This window comes from Chryseobacterium glaciei (assembly GCF_001648155.1).
GTDB classification, from domain to species: Bacteria; Bacteroidota; Bacteroidia; order Flavobacteriales; family Weeksellaceae; genus Chryseobacterium; species Chryseobacterium glaciei.
Map to the genome: position 1 here is coordinate 1312501 of NZ_CP015199.1, position 25939 is coordinate 1338439.

At 35.2% G+C, this 25939-nt stretch carries 15 protein-coding genes, 2 tRNA genes and 2 rRNA genes (1 of these 19 cut by a window edge); 4 read left to right on the forward strand and 15 right to left on the reverse strand.

Annotated elements, in window-relative coordinates; all coding sequences use genetic code 11:
- The 12 genes from A0O34_RS05810 to A0O34_RS05865 all read right to left on the reverse strand — a co-directional run.
- A 23S ribosomal RNA gene (locus tag A0O34_RS05810) occupies nucleotides 1–175 on the reverse strand (it extends 2590 nt beyond the left edge of the window).
- Between the two features lie 162 nt (nucleotides 176–337).
- Nucleotides 338–411, reverse strand: a tRNA-Ala gene (locus tag A0O34_RS05815).
- An 82-nt stretch (nucleotides 412–493) separates the two neighbouring features.
- A tRNA-Ile gene (locus tag A0O34_RS05820) sits at nucleotides 494–567 on the reverse strand.
- A gap of 234 nt (nucleotides 568–801) precedes the next feature.
- Nucleotides 802–2318 (reverse strand): 16S ribosomal RNA (locus A0O34_RS05825).
- The 16S and 23S rRNA genes sit together here with 2 tRNA genes alongside, the layout of an rRNA operon.
- A gap of 1118 nt (nucleotides 2319–3436) precedes the next feature.
- Nucleotides 3437–3844, reverse strand: a complete 408-nt coding sequence (locus A0O34_RS05830; protein ID WP_418219368.1) for a VanZ family protein — start codon at nucleotides 3842–3844, stop codon at nucleotides 3437–3439.
- Nucleotides 3789–4166 (reverse strand): glycine cleavage system protein GcvH, encoded by a 378-nt coding sequence (gcvH, locus tag A0O34_RS05835; RefSeq protein WP_066752390.1) that lies wholly within the window; start codon nucleotides 4164–4166, stop codon nucleotides 3789–3791. The genes A0O34_RS05830 and gcvH overlap by 56 nt, the downstream gene beginning before the upstream one ends.
- A 116-nt stretch (nucleotides 4167–4282) precedes the next feature.
- Nucleotides 4283–11341 carry a T9SS outer membrane translocon Sov/SprA gene (gene sov / locus A0O34_RS05840; protein WP_066759538.1) on the reverse strand — a complete coding sequence of 2353 codons (7059 nt, stop codon included), beginning with the start codon at nucleotides 11339–11341 and terminating at the stop codon, nucleotides 4283–4285.
- A 6-nt stretch (nucleotides 11342–11347) separates the two neighbouring features.
- Nucleotides 11348–11932: a Holliday junction branch migration protein RuvA gene (gene ruvA / locus A0O34_RS05845; protein WP_066752393.1), complete on the reverse strand. Its 585-nt coding sequence runs from the start codon at nucleotides 11930–11932 to the stop codon at nucleotides 11348–11350.
- Between the two features lie 187 nt (nucleotides 11933–12119).
- Nucleotides 12120–12764, reverse strand: a complete 645-nt coding sequence (locus A0O34_RS05850) for an HAD family hydrolase (protein WP_066752396.1) — start codon at nucleotides 12762–12764, stop codon at nucleotides 12120–12122.
- Nucleotides 12765–12837: 73 nt separating this feature from the next.
- Entirely contained in the window at nucleotides 12838–15132 is a 2295-nt protein-coding gene (locus tag A0O34_RS05855; RefSeq protein ID WP_066752399.1) for an NADP-dependent malic enzyme, read from the reverse strand.
- Nucleotides 15133–15144: 12 nt separating this feature from the next.
- Nucleotides 15145–15996 carry an ATPase gene (locus A0O34_RS05860; protein WP_066752402.1) on the reverse strand — a complete coding sequence of 284 codons (852 nt, stop codon included), beginning with the start codon at nucleotides 15994–15996 and terminating at the stop codon, nucleotides 15145–15147.
- 86 nt (nucleotides 15997–16082) lie between these two features.
- Complete coding sequence (locus A0O34_RS05865) at nucleotides 16083–16346, reverse strand: hypothetical protein (RefSeq protein WP_066752405.1); 264 nt, start codon at nucleotides 16344–16346, stop codon at nucleotides 16083–16085.
- A 230-nt stretch (nucleotides 16347–16576) separates the two neighbouring features.
- Between A0O34_RS05865 and A0O34_RS05870 the strand changes: the two genes are divergently transcribed.
- The 4 genes from A0O34_RS05870 to A0O34_RS05885 all read left to right on the forward strand — a co-directional run bounded on the left by A0O34_RS05870 (nucleotide 16577) and on the right by A0O34_RS05885 (nucleotide 20305).
- The gene (locus A0O34_RS05870) at nucleotides 16577–17035 is read left to right on the forward strand and encodes a GtrA family protein (RefSeq protein WP_066752407.1); all 459 of its coding nucleotides are present in this window, start codon (nucleotides 16577–16579) and stop codon (nucleotides 17033–17035) included.
- 3 nt (nucleotides 17036–17038) lie between these two features.
- Nucleotides 17039–17767: a lysophospholipid acyltransferase family protein gene (locus A0O34_RS05875; RefSeq protein WP_082891106.1), complete on the forward strand. Its 729-nt coding sequence runs from the start codon at nucleotides 17039–17041 to the stop codon at nucleotides 17765–17767.
- A 41-nt stretch (nucleotides 17768–17808) separates the two neighbouring features.
- Complete coding sequence (locus tag A0O34_RS05880; protein WP_066752408.1) at nucleotides 17809–19254, forward strand: sugar MFS transporter; 1446 nt, start codon at nucleotides 17809–17811, stop codon at nucleotides 19252–19254.
- Between the two features lie 91 nt (nucleotides 19255–19345).
- Nucleotides 19346–20305, forward strand: a complete 960-nt coding sequence (locus A0O34_RS05885; RefSeq protein WP_082891107.1) for a DUF3810 domain-containing protein — start codon at nucleotides 19346–19348, stop codon at nucleotides 20303–20305.
- A 389-nt stretch (nucleotides 20306–20694) separates the two neighbouring features.
- Here A0O34_RS05885 and A0O34_RS05890 read toward each other — a convergent pair whose 3' ends face one another.
- The 3 genes from A0O34_RS05890 to A0O34_RS05900 are packed head-to-tail and all read right to left on the reverse strand — an operon-like array spanning nucleotide 20695 to nucleotide 25936.
- On the reverse strand, nucleotides 20695–21534 hold the full coding sequence (locus tag A0O34_RS05890) for a thiopeptide-type bacteriocin biosynthesis protein (protein ID WP_228394357.1): 840 nt from the start codon (nucleotides 21532–21534) through the stop codon (nucleotides 20695–20697).
- The gene (locus A0O34_RS05895) at nucleotides 21531–23741 is read right to left on the reverse strand and encodes a lantibiotic dehydratase family protein (protein ID WP_066752414.1); all 2211 of its coding nucleotides are present in this window, start codon (nucleotides 23739–23741) and stop codon (nucleotides 21531–21533) included. The genes A0O34_RS05890 and A0O34_RS05895 overlap by 4 nt, the downstream gene beginning before the upstream one ends.
- Nucleotides 23741–25936, reverse strand: a complete 2196-nt coding sequence (locus tag A0O34_RS05900; RefSeq protein WP_066752417.1) for a prolyl oligopeptidase family serine peptidase — start codon at nucleotides 25934–25936, stop codon at nucleotides 23741–23743. Before A0O34_RS05900 ends, A0O34_RS05895 begins: the two co-directional genes overlap by 1 nt.
- Between the last annotated feature and the right edge of the window lie 3 nt (nucleotides 25937–25939).

The window sequence follows — 25939 nt, forward strand, 5'->3', positions numbered from 1 at the left end:
CGGGTTTGCTCTCCAATAAATTGGAGTGACATGTCTTCAACATGCCGGGTTGCCCCATTCGGACATCTGCGGATCAATTCGTGTGTGCCGATCCCCGCAGCTTTTCGCAGCTTACCGCGTCCTTCTTCGCCTCTGAAAGCCTAGGCATCCGCCATACGCCCTTAACGATTTCTTTCCTATTTTATTAATTACTCAAGCACTCGCAAGTGCTCGGTTTTCTCTTTGTGATATTTTTACCGTTAATGTCAATGATCTTTAAATTCTTTCTGCTCGTCTGATAAATGAATATTTGTTTTGGCTCTATCCATCTTACTTTTAAATCAAACTCACAAAACTGTGGAGAATAAGGGAGTCGAACCCTTGACCTCCTGCGTGCAAGGCAGGCGCTCTAGCCAGCTGAGCTAATTCCCCCTCTAGGTGCTGTAGGCTATAGGCTACAAGCTCTAGGCAAAATGCCTACTGCTTAAAGCTTATTGCTTACCGCTTTAATTAGTAGTCTCGGGCAGGCTCGAACTGCCGACCTCTACATTATCAGTGTAGCGCTCTAACCAGCTGAGCTACGAGACTTCATTAATTTTAGTTGTCGGTTGTCGGTTTTTAGTTGTTAGTTTGAAAACTAACCTCTAATATCTAACCTCTAACTTCTTTTACTAAAATCTCTCCTCCCTGATACTAATTTCTAGTGGGTTTTGTATTTTTTTAATATAAATCAACCGAGTAAAAAACTAAAACGTTCTTTAAGTAAGTACAATTTGTACATTTAAGTACTTTGTATTTTGTTTAACGTCTAAAGACGCTCTAAAATGAGATGTTCCAGCCGCACCTTCCGGTACGGCTACCTTGTTACGACTTAGCCCTAGTTACCTGTTTTACCCTAGGCAGCTCCTGTTACGGTCACCGACTTCAGGTACCCCAGACTTCCATGGCTTGACGGGCGGTGTGTACAAGGCCCGGGAACGTATTCACCGCGCCATGGCTGATGCGCGATTACTAGCGATTCCAGCTTCATAGAGTCGAGTTGCAGACTCCAATCCGAACTGAGACCGGCTTTCGAGATTTGCATCACATCGCTGTGTAGCTGCCCTCTGTACCGGCCATTGTATTACGTGTGTGGCCCAAGGCGTAAGGGCCGTGATGATTTGACGTCATCCCCACCTTCCTCTCTACTTGCGTAGGCAGTCTCACTAGAGTCCTCAACTTAATGCTAGCAACTAGTGACAGGGGTTGCGCTCGTTGCAGGACTTAACCTAACACCTCACGGCACGAGCTGACGACAACCATGCAGCACCTTGAAAATTGTCCGAAGAAAAGTCTATTTCTAAACCTGTCAATTCCCATTTAAGCCTTGGTAAGGTTCCTCGCGTATCATCGAATTAAACCACATAATCCACCGCTTGTGCGGGCCCCCGTCAATTCCTTTGAGTTTCATTCTTGCGAACGTACTCCCCAGGTGGCTAACTTATCACTTTCGCTTAGTCTCTGAACCCTAAAGCCCAAAAACGAGTTAGCATCGTTTACGGCGTGGACTACCAGGGTATCTAATCCTGTTCGCTCCCCACGCTTTCGTCCATCAGCGTCAGTTAAGACATGGTAACCTGCCTTCGCAATTGGTGTTCTAAGTAATATCTATGCATTTCACCGCTACACTACTTATTCCAGCTACCTCTACCTTACTCAAGGCTCGCAGTATCAATGGCAGTTTCATAGTTAAGCTATGAGATTTCACCACTGACTTACGAGCCCGCCTACGGACCCTTTAAACCCAATAAATCCGGATAACGCTTGCACCCTCCGTATTACCGCGGCTGCTGGCACGGAGTTAGCCGGTGCTTATTCATACTGTACCTTCAGCTACTTACACGTAAGTAGGTTTATCCCAGTATAAAAGAAGTTTACAACCCATAGGGCCGTCGTCCTTCACGCGGGATGGCTGGATCAGGCGCTAACCCATTGTCCAATATTCCTCACTGCTGCCTCCCGTAGGAGTCTGGTCCGTGTCTCAGTACCAGTGTGGGGGATCACCCTCTCAGGCCCCCTAAAGATCACTGACTTGGTGAGCCGTTACCTCACCAACTATCTAATCTTGCGCGTGCCCATCTCTATCCACCGGAGTTTTCAATATTTAATGATGCCATCAAATATGTTATGGGGTATTAATCTTCCTTTCGAAAGGCTATCCCCCAGATAAAGGCAGGTTGCACACGTGTTCCGCACCCGTACGCCGCTCTCAAGATCCCGAAAGATCTCTACCGCTCGGCTTGCATGTGTTAGGCCTCCCGCTAGCGTTCATCCTGAGCCAGGATCAAACTCTCCATTGTATGTTTGTCTGACTCACTCAAAGTTATTAACGTTCTAGTCTTTTCCTTACTTGGTTGTTATATCTATTTTTCAATGATCTTCTTGTATCTTCCGCTTTTTACTATACCTAATTTTCTGTCGTTTTCAGTATAGATTTGCGTGTGCAAAAGTAATTATTTATTTCTAATTGACCAAAATATTTTTGACTTAATTTAAAGTTTTTTAACTAACCCTAAATCTCCTCTTTCATATCCCAATCTTCTACTCCTCTGCTCCCGTTTTACCGGACTGCAAAGATACAAATCTTTTTAAAACTCACAACTTTTATTTACTAAAAATCTAAAGTTTATTTTTTGTTTTGTCCGTAGTCTTTATACTCTATTACCTCCTTCTGCGCTACCAATTAACTCGCGTTTTTCAGTGCCGCAAAAGTAGCACCTTTTTACCCATCATTCCAAATACATTTAACATAATGTTCATATAAAACTCGTATTGTGGAGAAGTTCTCAATCTAATTTATTGATATAGTTTCATTTATAGATTAAGCCGTAGTTATCCACAGGATTCGATTATATTTTTGAAAGGTCTGGGAATGCGCGTTCGGATGGGTTGAAAGGGATTTCATTATTATATTATAGGTATAATATATATAAGGTATGCGCAAATAAACCTGCTAGGTTTTGAAAACCTAACAGGTTGGGAGGGAAAGTATCGGAGGTTATGCTTGAGGAACGCTTTTTTTATCTCCCACAGATTTTCGCAGATTGGCACAGATCTTAAAATTAGGGTTTGAGCGTGGGAGGGTTGGAGAGTATTAGCTTATAACTTTATAAATAGGTTTAGAGATTGTAAAAGGAAATATGTGGAAGAAAGAATGTGGTTTGATAAGCGATTAATGTCTGAGAAAAAATTCTATGACGAGAAAATGTAATAAGAACGCGGTACATCCTAGCCCGGATTGGAGCGGCATCCTTTTTGGGGGCGGCCGGAGCGAAGCGAAGGACGTCACTAAAAAGATATAGCGAAAAGCCGGATGAAGCTCCTGAAATTTTTGAGTTGGAGAGTTAAAGGGTTAGAGAGTTTGGAGAGTTGGAGGATTGGAGGATTGGAGGGTTTAATTCATACGTTGATTGAAAGATTAGAAAAATCGTTTGACTAATGCTTTATATATAAAGTATCCGATTAAGCAGCCGATGGTGTCTGCGACGATATCTAAGGATTCCATGGATCTGCCTAAGCCCATTTCGTCCTGGAGGATTTCTGTGAGAAAGGCATATATAAGGATGATCTGGAAAAAATAGGAAAATTTGATCTTTGGGAAAGTTGCAATGAACAGGAAACCCAGCATTGCAAATATGCTCAAGTGTAAAACTTTGTCGATCCCGCTGAACATAAACCAATATTCATGGTTTTCTTCGCCCGGCTTTAGGAGCATATAAGTAAGAAATGCCCAATAAATGGGCAATATCTTACTAAATATTTTTGAAATTTTATCCAATGATAGCTTGGTATTCTTCTGCTGTAAGTAATTCTGAATGATCTGCACCGTCAGCCAATTCTAATTTGATGATCCATCCGTTTCCATAAGGATCTGTATTTAACAATTCCGGCTGGCCTTCTAGTTCTGAATTAAATTCAATCACTTTTCCTGCGATAGGTAAGAATAAGTCTGAAACTGTTTTTACTGCTTCAACACTTCCGAAAACTGCACCTCCTTCTAAATCATCATCTACAGTATCTATATCTACATAAACGATATCTCCAAGTTCTCCTTGTGCAAAATCAGTAATACCAATTGTAGCCACGTTTCCTTCAATCTTGATCCATTCGTGGTCCTTAGTGTACTTTAATTCTGATGGTGTGTTCATTTTTAAATTTTTATTTTTATTTTTACAAATGTATTCAAAATAATAGTACGTTCAAATATTGAATATAAAAAATGTCCCTCAAAATTGAGGGACATTTAATTTTATGTTTATTTATCTTAGAAACCACCACCTGAATCTCCAAATGTAAATGTCGCAGAAAGTCCGGCTCTGATCGTTGACAGAGGGAATGCTGTTGATATTTTGTATTTGGAAGTCATTTGCTCGTAGAATACTCTTAGGTTAAGATTTTCCGAAACGTTATAGTCTGCAGAAAGTCTGATGTTCATTAATTTCTGTCCACCCGTCACCTGAGAATCATCTAATAAGATATTCATGATACTTGTTCTGCTGTCTCTTAATGAGATATCTCCTCTAATATTAAGATCGCTACCCTTTCCTCTGCTTCCTCTTGTGTTTGCCATTCCTAATCTGAAGTTACGAACGATATAACCCAATCTTACTACATATTCTGTATTGGCATCTTCGGTAAGCGTATGATTGATTAATCCTAACAATAACATTCTTGTTTTGTTATACTGTAAACCGAACTGGAAGTTGTTTCTCATCGTAACATCGATTCCGATAAGTGGTGAGAAGTTTTCAACATATCCAACCTGAGCGAAAGTAAATGGATTGATATAATCATTATTAACATCTCTACCCGAACTTGTATTAGAAGTTAATGTATTGAAGTAATCAACACTTGACTGAATACCTGTTGCCGTATATGTCGCTGTATAACCATGCAAAATATCAAACTTCGAGAACTGACCATTAATGAAAGGCACATTTCTTAATCCTGAATACGTAAGTTTCCAGTTTGGTAACGGAAGTCCTGCTTTTTTAGCATTCCCGATAAGTTCCGGAGCCTTACCTTCAACCGCAGCTCTAAATGCAGGTATTAAAACGTAGGCATTCGAAATACTGTGACCTTCTGTGAAGCCATCAGCACCAATACCACCTCCCATCTGCTGAGATATTGCTCTTGCATTTTCTTTAATAGCCTGGAAAATTGCCTGCCCATCTTTGAAAGAGGTTTTCAGAAGGATTACCGAGTTTGAATACGTCACAAAATCATTAGCAAAAGTGTAGTTAGGATTTGGATTTCCGCTACTATCTCGATAATTAAATCCGGTTTGCGTAAAGTTTCTGTTGTAAGTATGTATTCCGTTAAGATCAATTCTAAGATCATTCATTGGAACAATCTGTAAATTCGCCCTCAGTTCTTTTGTTGACATTTTAATATAAGGATCCGTCATAAATTCGGAATCACTTACCCAGCCATTTTCCATGACCAATCTTCTGATGTCTGCCTGTGACCCCAATAAGAATCCAAGTGTTGGACCTCCTAATGTCTGTCCGTATCCATAGAAGTTTGGAGCAGATAATAATCCCGGAAGTACTGTTCCGTTATTTTCAGAATAATTAACATCCAACTGCTTAAATGATGTCAGTAAGAACGCTGCACTTTGCAACGGTGTTAATCTGTTCTTGAATTTATAATCTTTATACTTGTATCTTTTCTTCTCCCACTGCTGCGTGTACGCATTATTAAGAGAGTCAATTTCCTGCTTACGTTTCTGAAGTTTAGTTGAGATATTTTTGAAATATTTAAACTGACCAAAGAACTTAGGGAAATCTGCCGTTGCTGTTGCCTGAATAACACTTGTATTCTGAGCAATAGAACCTAAACTTCCGCTCGGAGATGAAAGCAATGCCGTAGATCTGGCATTCCAGTTATAAGTCATTCCATATCCTACTTCTGCATCAATGAAATCCAAATATGGAAGATATTGGAACGGTAATTTGTAATTCAACTGAATTCTATGATTATACAATACCGGTCTACCCGCTCTGAAGATATTTCCAAAGATGGCCGTATTGTCCATTGTGTTTACATCGATGTTATCATTCAGCGTTCTTGTTACAGAGTTGATCTCTAATTTCAATGATTTTGTGAAGTTGAAACCTAATCCGTACTGCCATCCAAAATAGAAGTTTCTGTTTCTGATAGCAGCAAAGTCATCAGTCATATTTCCACTTAAGATTGATTCAATATTTCTGAATTCAAGCTCATTATAATTTCTGTCGATTTCTGTTCTGAAAGATAATCTTGTAGGAACCAGATTGAAATTAAATTCCTTAACCCATCTCAGATATTTTGTAGACTTCGCAGTATCGCTGATCATTTTATTGAACGGCTTAATTACCCACGGTTTGAATGTATAATTATAGTCAATATATCCTCTCAGATACTGTCTGTAATTTTTCTTTGTGTAAATATCTCTATAGTAATCGTCATTATAAACCGCAGTAACGGAAACGTTTTCTATATCGTAGAATTTAGCCTTTTTATTAGGATTCATTCTTTCCTTGTGCATATTCACAACACCTAAACTTCTTTGCTGAGTATATGTTCTCGCTATTTTTTTAAGCTGATCTCTATTGGCAGCTTTACTGAACTCAACATCTGTATCCAAAGGATTATATTTCGGATCTTCGATAGTTTGAGAATAAGAATAGTTTAACGGAATTTTCACTCCACTCTTCTCAGGAAGGAACTTGTCTACATTGATCGCAGTATTAATGCTGAATGCAGATTGTGTAGATTGATTTCTTTCCGCAGGCTTAGAATCAATATTACCGAAACCTACAGATGTATAAGATGCACTTGTATTAATGGTCGCAAAATCTCCAAGGTTGAAGTTTAAGCTTGCGTTTCCAGCGTATCCTCCATCATTCTCGATTTCTGAAAGACGAATCTCATTTACCCAAAGTATCCTTTCTGCTAAACCTGTTCCAGTTCCACGACTATCACCATTTCTAACACCCAACATAATTGTTGTCACATTTCCTAAACTCGGGCGACCTTTAATATAGATCTTTTTAGAAGTATCTCCTGGATCAAAAGTAAGGTCCATTAATCTTTCTGCAATTTGAGTCGGGTTGTTTTTATCTCTTCTGATTTTAGCATCAACAAAATCTTGAATATTTAAGTCTACATCATTCTCTGTCGGCCATATTTCTAATGGAGCCGTTGCTGTTTTTGGCGTTAATACCAAAGAAGATTCATATTCATAATAATTATCTGTTGCATCATTACCAAAACGGATAAAGAATTTTGTTCTATCATTTAAACCTTGTTCTCTGCCTGTAGGATCTTCAGCATGTACAAAAAGCTTAAGCTTCTTATATCTTCTCATATCCAAACTAACATTTTTGAAAACTCCTCTTGCTTCTGCGCTAGCAAGCGCTGTAGCTTTCATGTATAAAGACGCTTCATTTTGTCTCTGAGCTCCAGCATTTCCGCTCAACACCTGTCTGTCAATTCCTGGAGGTAGGACATAAGGCGGCTGGTTCAATCCATTCTCTTCAATGTTTACACTTCCTACTGCGAAATTGGTGTTATCAGTCGTTAAAGTTCCCTCATCCGTAGCCGTACCACCTCCAGTTAAAGCAATATTTTTAGGATACGTTCTCCAGTCTGACCTTACAAGGTCTAATGTTCCAAACCTCAATGTAGAAGTCTGATCAAAACCTGTTAATAATAATCTTGCAAATCTTACATTGTTAAGAACGTCTGGAGAATTTGCTCCTGCAGTTGCATCAGGTTTAGCAACAGGAACTCTGAATAAGTACCATTTCACTTGATCCGTCTGTCCGTTTTGGAAAGTCGCCTGAACAGTTTTAACATCAACAATATTGTTATCACCTAAAACCAAGCTACCTTGATCTAATTTTACTTCATATTGATTATAGATTTCATTCTGATCTAAGTTATAATCTTTATTGATATCTTCTGCATCCGGAGTTTGAGTAGATACTTCAAGTGAGTTAGCCTGAGAGTTTCCTTCCGGATTTCTGAAATATTTATATCTCTGAATAAGTGAAGCCGCCTGACTTCCTGTAAATTTATCCGACAAATAAAATACGAAATCATCGACAGCTGGATCGGCAATATTTGTTACAGGGTTAATAAATGTATTTCCGAATTTTATTGCTTCCTGTTCAGAGCTCAAACCATCATAACCTAAATCCTGTGCTTTTCTGTCATCCCCTTCACTTGAGAATGCATATAAAATTGGCGGCTGTTTTGGCTGAGTTCCCCAAGTTGTATTTGTCGTTGTAGAAGGAGTAGATCCTGTAGGCAATCCGTTTTCGTATTGCATTTGTCCATCTTTCAAGACATCTTCAGAAACGTTTCCTAATTGTAGTAAAAGTTTTGGATTTGTCCCTAAGTTATTTCCATCAGCATAAGGATCCATCATCCAGAATTCAACATATTCAATATTAGAATTCACAAAGTTGGAAATACTTATCGGTCTCATAATACCCGCCCATCTTTGCTGAGTTGTTTCGTTAGCCGGGTTTACGTTATATGGTCCTTTTTCTCTAGGATAATATGATATATCGAAAGTATTAGTGAAGGTTTGTTCACCCGCAACAAAATCTCTGTTATTAAAGATCTCAGAAAGCTGAACTCTTCTTGAGGCGTGATTGGAAACCGACTGCGGAGTAATTCCTGCAGGAGCCCTACCACCTACACCATAGAATCTTGGATCAATGTTGTACCAAGATAACAATCCTCTACCGTAACCATTTGTAAGATCATTATTTGCACCAGCTCCCTGAAAAACAGGGTCAGCCTGATTCTTTTCAGGTTTAGAGGCTAAACTCCAAGCGGTAGGTTCTTTTAATGAAATTTTAGAAGTGGTTTGTTCAAAATCGTCAATGTACGACTGGTCATTTGTTCCTTTATTAAGTCCAGGAAGTAGATAAGCCCCTTCCATTTTGAAATTCAAGTTAGATGGCGCTTCCGTGTTTATTAATGGAATTTTATCCGTTAATCTCGTAAGAAAAGGAAGTTGGTTGTTGTACATTAAGTTAACACCAGCCATTGTATTATTTACAGCTTCCTGACCGTAATTTACCTTTTGAGTAAGCGGAGATTCGGAGTAATTAACAACCGTTCCACCAAAAATAAAGTTCTCATTAACTCTTCTTTCCAAGTTTAATCCTAAGAATCTTTTTCTTTGTGTATTAAATGTTAATTGATTTTCTAATGCGATATTAATTGCCTGTCCGGACTGTTTTACATTTTCATTGATAATGGTAACAGTTCCCAGCATATAGTCAACCGTATAGTCAACACCTTCTGTTAACTGAACACCGTTTGCAGATACTTTTACAGATCCCTGCGGAACGTTTACAGCACCTAAAGAAATACCCTGCCCTTGTGTTCCTTTATAACGACCTTCCAACGTATATCGCTGGGCTAGGTTGCTTGATAATGCATTTTGTTTCTGTTGAGTATACAGGTCATTAAAAACATATTGCGGATCATTACTTCCCAACACTTGCGACATATACTTACCGAACGGCTGAGTTTTGGTAAAGATAACCCTTCCTGTTTCAGGCCGGATCGTAATGCCGTTTACAAAGTCAAAAATACCGTCACCTGTTGTACTGCCATTATTTTGAATATCGCCGTTGGTGTTAAGTCGGTCCCAATTCAATAATTTTAATAAATTGGTGTCTTTAACGATCGTATTCGGAAGGTAATTAACCTTACCTCCTGTTTGTGAATCTCTATAGAAAATATTTAAAATAAAACCATCTTGATTTACCTGTCCTGCATCCAAAGCATAGATATTCTTCATCATCAAATCCCACATTGGCGAGGCAACATTCAACTGATTGTTTACCCTTAAAACTTTAGTTACCAATACCGGGCTTTCTTCGGAGAATTCCCCTACTTTGTAAACCTGATTGCTTCCGTTTACCGTGTATGAATATGAAACAGCTAAAAGCTGATTCTCATTCAGCTTTTGGTTTAATGAGATGTATCCTAATTGAGGTTGTAATGTATATTCGTTTGAATTTAATCTTCTTGCTTTTTTATTAAAAATAAAATGCTCACTGTTTTGATAAGGCTCTGCACTTCCCGGGAAAACCTGTCCTTTCAGAAGATCTCCATAATTCGTCCCGGCATCTCTCGGTGTTCCCATTGTGTTGGATACCGCCTGATAAAGTCCGTTTTGCGTGTTATCGGGCAATCCTGAAGCACCTTCCCCTAAGTCTCTAATTCCGACAATACTTTTCTGATAAGCTAAGTTGCTGTTCCCTTGATCTAAAACCCAAACCTCAGCTCTTGTAATACTGATTTTTGAGTTGATCTGAGGATAATTAAGCAATGCATTATCATAATTATCTAAGAAATAATGTCCTAAAAAGTAGTGTTGATTATCTTCATAGTCAATTGCATTCATTTTGAAGGTATTCATTACACCTCCTCCCTGAACGACAATGTTTCTGGCCTCACCCTGTTGTTGAGAAAGCACAACTGTTCCGAAAGTTTTCCCCAACTGAAACTCGGTTTTAACCCCGAATAATGACTGAGAACCTCGTATTAAACTCGTTGAAAGCGGCATATTCACGTTACCGAATTCAACTCTTTTTATAATTTTATCTTCTCCTCCTGCATTGGGCTGATCGACATTTCCAAGGCCTTTTTGCTGGAGGTCTTTCCAGCTTCCTTTTGCCTGCCAAACCAAGTTCATCCTATTCTCAAAAGCAAAACCGCTCTGAGTATCATAATTGGCTTTTAACTGAAGATTCTCTCCTACTTTACCCAATAAACCAAGCTGAATCCTTTGATCAATATCAAACGTAAAACTTTTTCTGTTTTGAGGTAAAATTAATGGGTTATCGATTTTCTGATACAGTCCTGCAAAATCGAAAGAAGCATATCCGGACGGGATAATTTCAATTTTATTGCTTCCAAAAATCGTTTCAAAAAGCTTATTTCGAATCGTTAAAGAAGGGATCAAGCCTTTTCTTCGGGCACCCTCTTTATCTTTTCGGAACATCAAACTGTATTTGTCTGATTTCTCCTTGTAGTAAGCCTTTGTCTGTGACGCCATCATAAACTCCTTATAATCTTCAGGAGACATCGCTGTTGGCGGCCCGGTTATTGTATTACCTATTTTAGGATAAACGTAGTACATACCCGTTTTTACGTCGTAAAAGGCTTCATACTGCGTAGGATCAGCCAGTTCATAGTCTTTCTTTACGATTGCGGTATCACGTACTGGTCGCTGCTGCGCAAAAGTACTTACTGATACACACAGAAAGGACAGGAACAAAAATATATTGAGAAACTTATTATTCGCCACCAAATGTTAAATGTTTTTTAAGATTTGTTTTACCAATTCTTCTACCGTAATAGCCGAATTTTGTTTTATTATTCTATCTGCAATCTTCTCGCTCATTCTTTTAGGAATTCCTAAAACTTCTAATGCAGATAACGATTCTTCCTTGATTTTATTATCCACAAATGTAGAAATATTTTCTTCTGCATTGGTGAATTTCTGGACTTTATCCTTTAAATCTACAATAATTCTTTCAGCAGTTTTTACCCCAAGACCTTTAGCTTTTTGGATCAGTGCGCTGTTCTTGGAAAGTATTGCGGAAGCAATCTCATCAAGACTTAAAGTTGACAGTAAAATAAGTGCAGAAACAGCACCTACTCCATTAACGCTTATTAACAGATTGAACATTTCTTTTTCTGAACGAGTGTTAAATCCAAAAAGTAAATGCGCATCTTCACGGATGATCTGTTGGATAAAAAGTACGGTTGCCTGATTCAAAGTCAGGGTTTGTGAAGTCATTAAACTGATACCCACATAATAACCAACTCCTTGTACGTTGATTACTGCGTAGGTAGGCGTAAGTTCTTGAACAGTGCCTTGTAAAGAAAATATCATTATTAATTTTTAAAACTCCCAAATATAGCAATTTAAACTAATTAATGTTTTCATTTCATGCGCGAATGAAATTTAACTTAATTTTTAAGATAGAATTCAACGATTTTTCACAAAAACAAAAGACTCCAAAATTTGGAGTCTTTGTAAAATTATTACGATTTAAAAGTTATTTAATTAAAAATATCTTCTAAACAATCTCAATATTAGTATAATCATTAATCACCTCAGCACAGCCGTTATCCATCAATTCTTCTAATGAATGCGTAGTTGTGATCCCAATCACTTTCATTCCTGCATCTTTGGCAGCTTTTATTCCTCCCATTGAATCTTCTACTGCAACAGCGTCTTTAGCGTCAATTTTTAGCTTTTCAAGTGTTTTTAAAAATATTTCAGGATTTGGTTTGCCTTTAGAAACTTCTATTCCGCCGGTAATTTCCTGAAAATAATTTTTAACATTCAATCCGCCTAAAATAAAATCAATACTTGAAGGAATTCCCATTGTAGCAAGACCTATTTTGATGTTATTCTGATTCAATTTTTGAAGGAAAGGCGTTAATCCGTTCACTTCTTTGATATGGCTTTGATATAAAGTCTGATACGCTTTTTCTTTCGCTAATCCCAACTCATGAACCCTTTCTTTAGAAGTTTCTGCTCCGAAAAAACGGATGATCATTTCATCTAATGTTCCATGGTTTTGGGCACTGAAATTCTCAGGCACTATAATAATTCCATATTCTTTTAAAAATAGGATCCACGATTTTTCGTGATAAGGGATGTTGTCTACAATAGTTCCATCCATATCAAAAATAATCGCCTTTTCATTTAACTTCATTTTCAAAATTTGTGTATTTGTGTATTATTTATAAGCTCATAGATTTTAGAAACCTATGAGCTTTAAATTTTAATTATTTTTTGTCTTTTTTCTCTCTTCTCTGAGCATCAAGAACAGCAACAGTCGCCAAGTTTACTATTTCATCTACACTTGAACGCATCTGTAAAACGTGAACAGGCTGTTTTAACCCCATCAAAATTGGCCCGATAACCTGAGCAACTTTCATCCCTCTGATGATCTTGTAAGATAAGTTTGCACTTTCAAGATTCGGGAAAATGAATGTGTTGGCAGGAGTTGTTCCTAATTTTGAGAAAGGATAATCACTTAAATGATCTGCATTCATGGCAAAATCCGGCTGAATTTCTCCATCAACAATCATTTTAGGGAATTTTTCGTGAAGAATGCTTACTGCTTTCGCTACTTTTTTCGAAGTATCAGAAATACCTGCGAAGTTTTCGAAGCCTAGCATTGCAATTCTTGGTTCTACAGCAAAAGTTTTAACGGTAATTTCTGCCATTTTAGCAATATTAACTAAATCTTCAGCCGTCGGGTTTTGATTGATTGATGTATCTGCGAAGAAAATAGGTTTCTTTTCAGACAGGATCATCATCATTGCCGCTATTTTATCTACCCCTTTGTCTTTTTCAATAACTTCTAAAACAGGGCGTAAAACTGAAGTGTAATTCTTAGAGAATCCAACGATAAGTCCGTCAGTATCACCATGTCTTAACATCAATGGCCCGAAATAATCTCTCTGACGTACATATCTTTTTGCTTTGTACTCGTTCATCCCTTTTCTCTGGCGAAGTTTCCACAGCGTTTCTCTGTATTTCTGTCTGTTTTCTTTTTGATCTTCGTCACTTGGATCGATAATCGGAATATCAAGCTCAATTCCGAAACGCTCCATTTGCTCTTTGATGTATTTTTTGTTTCCTAAAAGGCTTGGGAAAGCAATTCCTTCTTCATAAAGAATCTGAGCAGCTTTTAAAACATTGTATTCTTCGGCATTTCCTAGAGTAATTCTCTTCGGATCGGCTTTAGCACGGGTTTGCATCATTCTTACCAACTTCTCGTCTCTTCCCATTCTGTCAAGAAGACTGTTTTCGTACTCGTCGAAATCAGCAATCGTTTTTCTTGCAATACCACTTTCAATAGCCGCTTTTGCAACAGCGCTTGAAACTTTGGTAATCAATCTATTATCAAATGGTTTTGGAATAAAATATTCTCTACCAAACTGTAAATTCTGAACATTATAAGCTAGAATTACAGCTTCAGGAACCGGTTCTTTAGCCAAATCAGCAATTGCATGAACGGCAGCCAATTTCATTTCTTCATTAATTCCCCTCGCCTGAACATCCAAAGCTCCACGGAAAATATAAGGGAAACCCAGAACATTATTAACCTGGTTAGGATAATCGCTTCTTCCCGTTGCCATGATAACATCTTTACGAGTTTCAAAAGCTAAATCATAAGCGATCTCAGGATCTGGATTTGCCAAAGCGAAAACGATTGGGTTTTCACTCATGCTTGTCAGCATTTCGGGAGTCATTACGTTTCCTTTAGACAATCCGATGAAAACATCTGAACCTTTTACGGCATCTTCTAATGTTTCAAGATCTGTATTGGCAATGAAATCTATTTTTTCAGGCGTAAGGTTTTCTCTTTTATGATTGATAACTCCTTTGCTATCGCACATTAAAACGTTTTCTCTTTTTAATCCTAAAGAAATATATAAGTTGGTACAAGCAATTGCCGCAGCTCCTGCTCCGTTTACTACCATTTTTACTTCATCGATCTTCTTGTCTGCAATTTGCAATGAGTTAATCAAAGCTGCTGCAGAGATAATCGCTGTCCCGTGCTGGTCATCGTGCATCAAAGGAATATCCAATTCCTCTTTTAGTTTCTGCTCAATATAGAAAGCTTCAGGAGCTTTAATATCTTCAAGGTTAATTCCTCCAAAAGTTGGCGCAATCCCTTTTACAATCTGAATAAATTTATCCGGATCCTTCTCATTAATCTCGATATCAAAAACGTTGATATCTGCAAAAATCTTAAATAAAAGACCTTTACCTTCCATTACCGGTTTTGAAGCTTCTGCTCCAATATCACCCAATCCAAGAACTGCTGTACCATTAGAAATTACAGCAACCAAGTTTCCTTTTCCTGTATAATCATACACTGTTTCAGGTTTTTCGTAGATTTCCATACAAGGAACAGCTACTCCCGGAGAATATGCCAATGATAAATCTCTTTGTGAAGAGTGCGGTTTTGAAGGAATCACTTCGATCTTCCCTTTTGGTTCAGCTTTATGGTAATCTAACGCGGCCTGATTGAAGTTCTTTTCGTCGCGGTGAGTTTTATTTGACATAAATAATATTTTTTAAAGTATGTATTTAACATGGTAGTCGACTAAACTTTCGATAGGTTTTTGTACAACATGTCCCACATTTAAATTAAGCTCTGCAGCTGCAGAACGTAGAATATCTTCGTAATAATAAGCAATTGAGCCTATAAAGTTGATCTCAGCATCTTTGCTTTCTTCATAAGGAAGAACCTGATAGTCGAAAAAATTCTTCATCTCCTCCAAAACCATATTTCGGAGGTAAGGATGATCTTTTCGGTCTATTACAAATTTATTGAAATTCGCCAGATAAGCATTAGGTCTGGTCGTATGATACATATTCTTTAATGCATCATCAATCGTTAAGTTATAAATTTCCTGAAACTCTTCGTGAAGATCAGTAGGAAGTTTTTGCATAAAAAATCTACGCACTAATTGTTTCCCAATAGCACTACCGCTTCCCTCATCTCCCATTAAGAAACCAAGAGAAGGAAGTTTTATTTTTAAATTTTCTCCGTCGAAATAGCAAGAATTAGAGCCCGTCCCCATAATGCAGACGATTGCAGGTCTTCCCTGATAAGCCGCATACGCAGCAGCCAAAAGATCTTCCCTTACGGTAACTTCTGCATCTCCAAATACTTTGCCTAATTCTTCGACGATGGTATCACAGTTTTTTTGAATCCCGCACCCTGAACCATAGAAATAAATTTTCTTGATAGAATTCTTAACGGATGTTAAACTAGTATTTTTTTCAATTTCAGGAACAATGAGTTCTATGTTGATAAAATTGGGATTAAAACCAATGGTTTCCGTCTTTAGAAAAACTTGTTTGAATTCATCCAATATTACCCAATCTGATTTAGTAGAACCACTATCAACAATAGCAACCATATTTTTCACATTTTAGTTTAAGGATGCTAAATTATGAATTTATCTTGAGAAGAGCTTAAAAAACAGCCCAGAAACTAGCTCGCTGATTAATGTTTTATATCAGCTTTCTTTTCATTGAATTGTATTAACCAATCTTCGATTTCATCTTCTAAATATGAAGCTTGAAGGATCATTGCGTTAATAAAATCATCCGGAACAGGTTCATCTTTAGAATTTTCAAGATTCCAGAGTTCGTTTGACATATTTTCGTACTCTGAATACACCCGTTTGAAACGGGAATTTTCTTTCTCAAGAGCCTCAATATTATGTTGTTGAAGCTGAAATTTTCTGTATTTGTTTTGAGATTTCATACAAATATTATTATTAAGTGGTAAATATATAGTTGGAAGTACGCTTCAATCACGCATTACAAGATAGGAAAAACCATCAACACAAGTAGTTGAAAATGAATTTATTATCAGGTCTGTTTTATATCGTTCTGAAAATTAAAATTAGAAATATTTTTCATGTAAAAAAAATATTTAACATCTTTTTTTACTGTTTAACATATAGTTATAAATTTGCATATCATAAAATTGAGATGAGAGATATACTACTACGTCAAAAACAAATTTTGTTCTTCATTATTGCGGGAGGGCTCAGCGCTATTATAGAAATTGGGAGCTTTAAAGCCTTCAGTACTTATCTGCCTCAGTTTTTATCCAATGAAACCAACTTTCATGGGATTCACTATCCTTTGAGTAATATTTTCTCCACCAGCTGCGGGATCATCACCAATTACTTCCTTAGTATCTGGTTTGTATTTGAAAGAGGAAAGCATTCAAAAAGAAAAGAATTTGCCTATTTCATGGTGGTTTCTTTTATTTCAACATTATTAAGTCTTGGGTTCTTCCAAATATTCTATAGTTTTATATTTAAAGATAATATTGATTTAATTTTTTATACCTTGAGTCCTGAAATAACCAGTAAGATTGCTGCAATATTATTGGTTTCAATTCTTAATTATTCTATAAAAAAGAAAGTAATTTTTAACGGTTAATTTGTGGTAAAGATTTTAAATTATATCTGGAGATTCTGGCTGCTGATTTTAGCCTTTGTTTTAACGATTATTTTCGGAATACCTGTTTATATTTTATCTTTTAATAAGAGACATTATAAATATGCCTATAAGTTTATCCGACTTTGGAGCTACGCCATGTTCTATGGAATGGGTTTAAGATACGAAGTCTTCAATCTCTCAGAACAAAAACCCGATAAAAACAAACCCCACGTTTTCATATCCAACCATACTTCTATTATGGATATTATGCTGATGTGTATTTTATGTTCCAAACATCCGGTTTGCTTTGTCGGGAAAAAAGAATTGGTAAAAATTCCGATTTTTGGAACCATATATAAAAGGATATGCGTGATGGTAGACAGAAGCAGCCCAAGAAGCCGTGCAGATGTTTACCGCAGATGTGCCGAGAAAATGGAAGAAGGAAACAGCATCGTTATTTTCCCGGAAGGGGGTGTTCCGGATGATACTTCTGTTATTTTGGATGAGTTTAAAGACGGCGCATTCACATTATCTTCAAAACATGAGTCACCTATTGCAATCTATACTTTCATCGGATTAAAGGAAATTTTTCCGTTTGACAACTCAAAAGGCCATCCCGGTAAAGTAAAAGTTTATTTTAACGGAATTTTAGACTCTTCAACCTCCCCAAAAGACCTGAAAACAGAAGCATTTGACGAAATAAAAAAAACCTTGCTAGAACGTTCTATTTAAAAGAAATAATTATATTTGTTATTAAGAAATCTTTAACAAACATGTCAAATTATTCTAAACAAACTAATTGGGGACAATTCCTGCCATTAGTTATTGTGTTTTTTTTCTGGGGCTTCGTCGCTGCAAGTAACGACATTCTGATCCCAGTATTCAAAAAAGCCTTCAATTTAACGCAAACCGAAAGTATGCTCGTCCAGATTTGTTTCTACGTCGCATATACGGTAGGTTCTTTAATTTATATGGCTGTTTCAAAAGGATTGAAACAAGATTTAATTAATAAAATCGGGTATAAAAACGGTTTAATAGTAGGACTCCTTATTTCTGCTGCAGGAACATTATTGTTTTATCCGGCAGCCAACATGGGATCGTTCCCATTAATGATCTCCGGATTATTTATTGTTGGATTAGGGTTCTCTTTACAGCAAATTGTGGCGAATCCGCTAGCTATTGAGGTCGGCCCATCTGAAACGGGATCTCAGAGATTAACGATGGCCGGAGGGGTAAATAATTTAGGAACTACAATAGGTCCGCTTATTGTGTCTTTTGCTATTTTCGGTTCTGCAAGTGCAGCTAATACTGAGGCCAGCATAGAAAGTGTTAAAGTGCCTTATCTTATTTTAGGAGCTGCGTTCGCGCTTGTTGCTTTTTTACTGAAATTCTCATCACTTCCTGCAATTACTCCTACCAATCTTGAAAATACTGACGATGCTGCTCCCGGTGAGCACAGAAAATCAGCATTACAATATCCTCAGTTGATTTTAGGAATGATCGCTATATTTGTTTATGTAGGAGTGGAAGTTTCTACCGCAAGTAATTTGCCTGCGTACATGGAAAAAGATTTAGGTTTTGAAACCAAAGATGTTGCTCCTTATATTTCTTTATACTGGGCATCTATGATGATCGGACGTTGGACAGGTGCTGTAGATGCATTTGATTTCAGTGCGGGATTCAAAAAGATCTTACGATTCTTGGCTCCGTATCTGGCTTTTGCATTGTTCTTATTGGTTAATGCTATTGCTCATCACGACTTGGCTCCATTCTATGTGTATGGACTTATCATCATTGCAATGATCATTTGTGATATCTTGAGTAAAGGAAATCCGGCAAGAATGCTGCTTATTTTCTCTTCTGCAGGTATTGTAGCTCTATTAATCGGTATGTTTACTACAGGAATGGTGTCTGTATACGCATTTACAAGTGTTGGATTATTCTGTTCTACGCTTTGGCCATGTATCTTCGCTCTTGCGATCAATGGGCTAGGAAAACACACTAACCAAGGTTCAGGACTATTGATTATGATGATCATGGGAGGTGGAGTTGTAAGTCTTTTACAAGGATATGTAGCTGACCTAACAGACATTCATACAAGTTATATTGTTGGCGTTATCTGTTTTGCTTATTTAGCATTCTACGCGATTCGTGTGAGTGGAATTTTGAAAGCTCAGGGAATTGATTTAGATAAAATATCAAAAGGTAGTGGTCACTAACAATACTACAAAAATATATAAGAAAAAGACATTTTGGACAGCTATTTTAGTTGTCCAAATTCTTTTGTTCTATGTTTTTTCGAGATCTAAAATGATGATCTCGTTTTTCGAGCATTTTTTTGAACTTCAAAAAAGTCTTCATCAAATAATATTTTCCTGGATTCCTTTTTCATTTGGAGATCTATTCTATATTATATTAGGAGCATTTCTTTTGTATTCGATTATCAAAATATTTAAGAAAAAAAGCAGGGGAAGTTCTATTTTAAAACTTTTAATCGTTATTAATATTTTTTATTTTACGTATCAGATATTTTGGGGAATGTTATATTTCCAAACTCCAATTATTAAAAAGTTATCAAGTCAAAAAGAGCCAACTTTAGATAAAGCAAAAATCTTAGCCTTACAATATCTTGAAAAATGCAAAGCAACAAGGCAAGTTGTAGAGGAAGACAAAAATGGAATTTTTGTTGTGAAAGATTTAAAAGCGATTCAAAAAGAAATACTTTTTCAGCAGGAGAAACTTCCTAAATATATTTCAGATAAGAAAGCACCTCAGATTAACTCATTTAAACCAAGTTTATTTAAGAATGTGATGAGTTTTACAGGGATTCTGGGCTACTACAATCCTTTTACCGCCGAAGCACAATACAACTCCGAATTACCGTCCACGTTCATCCCTTTTACCTCTGCTCATGAAAGTTCTCATCAATTAGGTTTCGCAAGAGAGCAGGAAGCTAATTTTGTGGGCTATTTAATTGGAATTAAATCTGAAAATCTAGAACTGAGATACAGCACGGAATATTTTACGTTAAAAAGCCTTTTAAGATATATTGTTGAAAATGATCCTGAGTTTGTGAAATCTATTTTGAAGAATTATTCTGCCGGAATGAAAAGAGACAGATCATATGAGAAGAGTTTTATAATGAAACATCAAGGTTGGTTGGATGATTTTTTCGGGTTTACGAATAATCTGTTCCTTAAAAGCAATCAACAGGAAGGATCTGTAACTTATTCTTACTTTATTGATTTATTACTAAACTACGAAAAGTAGATAAAAACAAAAGAATCGTATCAGGCGATACGATTCTAAAAACACAAATGATGAAAAAAAATTTATTACCTTGACTTGTTCCCTCATTCAAGGCGTTGTAAAAGTACAATATATTTTAGAATTACAAAAACATTTCTCTTCTTTTTTTAAACTTTATGAAAACTTTATGATTTTTTAAGTTCGGTTGAGTTCACGTCTCTATTTAATGAATTATGGTTAAAACTTTAAATAAATAACAAAATAATACTTAAAAACAAACTTTAACTTTAAAAAAATAACAAATCTAACATTTGCTTGGAAAATTATCATTTATCAATTTGATACATAATCAAAAATAACGCTTTGAAAATAAAAATGTAAATTGAATTATTTAGAATATCGAACCCAAATTATTTAAACTCGTGAAAAGAAATTGTCTTATAATATCGAAATAAATAATCATAAATGATCATTTCAAATAATCGTTGATTCGAAACAAACATCCTATTTATATTCATGTGAAATATGCTCTGAAATAAATCTTGCAAAGAAGGACTTTTCAAAATAATATTTTCTAAAGTTGGAGCGAGTTCTATAATATGAGCTTCATTATTTTCTCTAAAATCCAGATATTCTTCAGATTCAATAAAATCAACATATTTAGGTTTAAAAAGTCTGTATTTTTTATCAAGCTGACTATTCAATTTTTTATCTGCATTGAATTCTTTTTTGAAAGCGTCATTAGAATTTTTTATCCACAACAACTTTTCATTAATGGACAGTTTTAGAAGATCTAATATTTTATCAACATAAAAAAGGGAGATGATTATTTTCTCTTCATCATCTAAGTGTAAACATTCCTTGACAAAAAAATCACTATTTTTATAGAAAAGATACTCCGCATCATCCATTGTTGATATTCCATATCTTTCAATTTCCCTGCTGTAAGTATCAATAACAAAATTTGCAATTTCTCCTGAATTGATATATTTTTCAAAAGTAAATTGGATCTTGGTAAGAATTTCATTGTAATAATTATTATCAGACAACTCAAATCTAACTCTCAAATGTAATTTTGGATCATTATATCGAATGAAAAACCATTTCGAAATGTAGTTATTTTCAATAAAAAATTCGATCAAAGGTTGAATTACCTCTTCCAAAAGAACATCGGACGTCTTTACACCTGTATAAATTTTCAGATACAACCACTTACTTCCCTGAATAAATTTTCTTTTTTCGATCATCATTGATTTTTTTTCTCCTTATACATCGGAAAAATAAATTCACGTTTAAAGTTATCATTTTCATTGTATAAAAACTCTTCTACTAAAATTACCTTTTCTTTACTAACAATTTGAATGAATAATTTTAACATTTCATAATTTTCCAAATTTAAAGTTAAAGCATTATCATTTCTTACCCATTGTATCCATGCAGGAATCTTTCTTTTTTGTCTCCATTCATTTGACTGCTTCCGTAATTCTAATTTGTCATCTTTTATTCTATTTAGTTTCTCAAATTCTTTTTCATTAATTTTCCAGCACGCTTTAGAAATAATAATATTCTTATATTCTATTCTAGGAAAGAAATTATACAGATGCTTTATGTCGCCCCAATCAAACTGTAATCTTGGTCGAATATTTTGTGAATGCAAATCACACAAAAAATGATAAACAGGAAGGGAATTTGCTGAATAATTATGTGAGTTGGTTAAATACGGCTTTACTTCTTTATCTAATTTTTTTGATCGTAAAACAATCTTGTTTTCTCTTACAGAAACATATAAATCATCTACAGATATTTGATTTTCTTTGGATAAAATAGATTGTGATAAATATGGAATTTCATAACTTCTTAAGATTGGTCTCTTGATAATATTTCCAATTCTAGCTTCTGGTAAATGAAGGATTTCCGCTAGAACGTAGCTAGAATTCAATTCAGCTTCTTTTTGCACAATTTTTTTTGTTACATTTTGTATGTCAGATTTTTCCGAAGAGAATCTAGCTAATAAATTCGCAGCACTACTTCCCCTATACCCTTGTAAGATAAGTTTTTCTTTATTATTTTCAGAAATAATTTCAGCCACAATAGAAAAAGTATCAGGTATATCTTCCCAATTTTCTGTATAATCATTGAAGTCTTCATCGGTTAACTGAATAATTGTAGTATTTTCAAACTGCATCTCTTGCAGTTTTTGATTCAGCAGAATTTGTAAAGAAGTCAATCTAATATTAAGTTCTTGTTTTTCTTTAGATATAGGTATTGTAAAACCAGTTAGATATAGGTGTACTCCTTTGGCAATAATATCCTGTCTATAGCCAATTCCTATTTCTGTGTCCAAAGCATAAAGCAATGGAATTTCTTCTTGATCAAATCTTTCAAGAAATGCTTTTTTAAACCTTTGAAGATAAGTTTCTTTATTAATTGACGTAATTCTATTTAATAAACTTATTCCCGTTTTCAATTCTTTTCTCCAACGTAGAGGAAGTTCTATTTTATTTTTATAATATAAATCGGTTTGGAAAAGAAATTTACCCTCATACTTTATTTGAAAAGACTTTATGAGTTCTTCTATTTCGAGGTAAAGTTGTGTGTCATTTGAAATGTTTTCATCCAGTTCATCTAGTTTTTTTTGTATTGTAATCAAAGTACTATACTCTTTTGTTATTTCCTTATTTTTTAGCAAGGAAATAAGTATGGATAAAAAGTCTACACCAGAAACATGAGGTTCAAGTTCACTAATTAATAATTGATTTTCTATAAGTTCTTCTACATATTCTTTAGCTTCATCCTTTGTAATATCTTGATTAACCAGAATATCAGAAATTTGAGAAATAGTTTTACCTTGATTGGAAAAGTGCAATGCTTTCTCTAATTCTTTAGACAGTAATGCAGTAGATGTTATATATTCCCTTCTTCCGTTAACATATTCATATTCTATATACCGCAGTTTATTACTAACTTTATAGATACTAGTACTAGGAAAAAATAATAGTTTTTCTTTTACCTCAGGTATTGTAGCAAAATGCTGGGATAATAATACAAGAAAATGCATATCCAGCGTGGTATGTCTAATCATTTTGACACCAACATCTTTTCCTTCGGAAAAAATAGAAATATCTTTATTAAATGTTCCCAAACTAACTCCGGCAAACAGTCCAAATGGAGTACATCGGGAGCTGATACGGCTAAAGTATTTCAGAAGAGTCTTTTTTAATCTATATTGCTCCTTTTCTGAATATTCTTTTTCTCGACTAAACCACTTTCTTAATTCATTATATAGATCTGGTGAAGCAAGATAAACTGCTTCTTGAAAAAAAACATCAGAGTAAATTCCCCTGAGTTCCATATCAGAAATATCCTCCTTATTCAAGCGATTTATAAATGTTTGATAAGAAAATAATGGTGTCCGGACTATAAACTCTTCAAAAAATTGATAAGGAAAGGCAGGCATTATTTTATGTTTTCTTTAGGTTGATAGCTAGGATGTCCCAACTGCCAAAATGCAAAAGCAAAAATCTCGCTTAAACTAGTGTATCTTTTTAGTACTGTAACATCTCCTCCATGACCACCTTCATAATTAATATTTAATAAAATAGGTTTATCAGATGTACTACTCTCCAGTGCTTTTGCTGAAAATTTAGATGATTGCCAAGGTGAAACTCTTGGATCATTAATTCCTGCACAAATCAACATAGCTGGATACTGAACTCCTTTTTTAATATGTTGATAAGCATCCATCTCAAGTAAACCTTTAAACTCAATTGAATCATTGGGATCTCCATATTCTTTAATACTAGTTCCACCATTACCACTTTTTTCTACTCTGAGAGGGTTTAAAACTCCAGATTCAACAATAGCAGCTCCAAATAAATCCGGTCTTTCTGTAATTGCTCGACCAACCAATATTCCTCCAGCACTTGCACCCCATACAGCAATTTTTTTTGTTGAAGTATATTTTTCATTTATTAAATATTCTGTACAAGCAATTAAATCTTTCCATGAATTTGGTTTTTTTAACTTCTTTCCATCAACATGCCATTGCTCTCCCTTTTCTCCACCTCCACGTACATGAGGTACTGCTATAATACCCCCTTGGCTTGCCCACGACAAATAACTAATGGCAAAAAATGGATAATAAGATTCTCCAAAGGCTCCATAGCACTGCATAAGTACTGGTGCAGAACCATTTCTTTTAAGGTTCTTATTATAAATTAATGATAAAGGAACTTCTGTGCCATCATATGATTTTACTGTTATTTCTTCAACTATAATATCTTTGAAATCAGGATATTCAAGAATTGGAGCAAGATTTTCCTGAGTAAAAATATTTTTGCTTAAAGCATATTTGTATCTCTGTTCTGCGTTCGCCCAACCAGAGCATTTCACCCATATATCAGAAAAATTTGTTCCCTTTGAGGATAAATCAATATTTCCAGAAACAAATGGAAGTTTTATAGGAATTTCTTTATGATCTTTTAGTACATATAATTTTGCCTCCACTCCATTTTTAGTTGTATTATAATAAATTCCATCTTTAGTAATGGAATAGCCTTTTATTACTTCATCCTTCTTTTCAGGGACTAATACCTTTGGATTATTGAAGTTTGGATTTGTGAGATTGGTCTTACATAATTTATAATTAGAAGAATTTAATCCTGACAAAAAATAAATTTCATTATCAACTACTCTTAAAAAAAATACTTTACTATCCTTATTATATAAAGGTTTCCAGTTTCTTTTACCAGATAGAAGATCTTTTTTATTAATAATAAATGTTTTTCTAAAATCTTCAGCATCAACTAATATACCAATATAATACTTATCGTTAGGATCATATGTTAATATTGACGGATACTCATCTTTTGTAATCTTTAAATCGGGGTTATTAAGACTCGAAAAAATTACATTTCGTTTATTTGGATTTTCTCCGATTTTATATAATACTGTTTGGGTATTTTTTGCAAATAATGGAGATTTAATATTTACATCAGGGTAATACACATAGAAAAAACCTGAATTATCTCCTAGCCACTTAATACCACCAATTGCAGATGGGTTCAATTGTGTAATAATTTCTGGATGAACCATCTTGCTTTTCACTTCCATAATTATCACCTCAGAAATTTCTTTTCCTTTTTCAGATAAAGAAATAGCTAATCTACTGCCATCCCAAGTAGGACTTATGACGTTAATTACAAATTCATGATGATTTGAAGTTTTGCTTGTGTTTGCGGAAACAAAATTAGATGGATCATATAGCAGTTCTTCTTTACCTGCGAATCCTTCCCTATAATATATTTTTGCTATTTTTTCTCCAGCCTTGATTTTTAAATAAAAATATTTATCACTACTCGTAATTTTTAAATCAGACACAGAATATCCTTGTTTTTTGTCCAATTCAGTCCTTAGATTTAAATAATTATCCCAATTGGAAATTTTTCTAAGTGTTGAACTGGTGTAATCTGTCTGAGATTTCATCCATTCCTTAGTTGAAGAATTATTAAGGTCTTCAAGATTTCTGTAATTATCAGTGGTTGTAATTCCAAAATACTCTTCAGTAATTGGTACTGATGGAGCCAAATTTGTTTTCTGTGCCTGTAGGAAAACTGTAAAAAAAAAAGTAATGATAAATATTTTGCCTTTCATAAA

What these genes read in the sequence shown, in the direction of transcription:
- A0O34_RS05855 (WP_066752399.1), bottom strand. Translation starts at nt 15,132, where the DNA reads ATGTCAAATAAAACTCACCGCGACGAAAAGAACTTCAATCAGGCCGCG.
- A0O34_RS05890 (WP_228394357.1), bottom strand. Translation starts at nt 21,534, where the DNA reads ATGATGATCGAAAAAAGAAAATTTATTCAGGGAAGTAAGTGGTTGTAT.
- A0O34_RS05885 (WP_082891107.1), top strand. Translation starts at nt 19,346, where the DNA reads ATGATGATCTCGTTTTTCGAGCATTTTTTTGAACTTCAAAAAAGTCTT.
- gcvH (WP_066752390.1), bottom strand. Translation starts at nt 4,166, where the DNA reads ATGAACACACCATCAGAATTAAAGTACACTAAGGACCACGAATGGATC.
- ruvA (WP_066752393.1), bottom strand. Translation starts at nt 11,932, where the DNA reads ATGATATTTTCTTTACAAGGCACTGTTCAAGAACTTACGCCTACCTAC.
- A0O34_RS05900 (WP_066752417.1), bottom strand. Translation starts at nt 25,936, where the DNA reads ATGAAAGGCAAAATATTTATCATTACTTTTTTTTTTACAGTTTTCCTA.
- A0O34_RS05860 (WP_066752402.1), bottom strand. Translation starts at nt 15,996, where the DNA reads ATGGTTGCTATTGTTGATAGTGGTTCTACTAAATCAGATTGGGTAATA.
- A0O34_RS05865 (WP_066752405.1), bottom strand. Translation starts at nt 16,346, where the DNA reads ATGAAATCTCAAAACAAATACAGAAAATTTCAGCTTCAACAACATAAT.
- A0O34_RS05880 (WP_066752408.1), top strand. Translation starts at nt 17,809, where the DNA reads ATGTCAAATTATTCTAAACAAACTAATTGGGGACAATTCCTGCCATTA.
- A0O34_RS05850 (WP_066752396.1), bottom strand. Translation starts at nt 12,764, where the DNA reads ATGAAGTTAAATGAAAAGGCGATTATTTTTGATATGGATGGAACTATT.
- A0O34_RS05870 (WP_066752407.1), top strand. Translation starts at nt 16,577, where the DNA reads ATGAGAGATATACTACTACGTCAAAAACAAATTTTGTTCTTCATTATT.
- A0O34_RS05895 (WP_066752414.1), bottom strand. Translation starts at nt 23,741, where the DNA reads ATGCCTGCCTTTCCTTATCAATTTTTTGAAGAGTTTATAGTCCGGACA.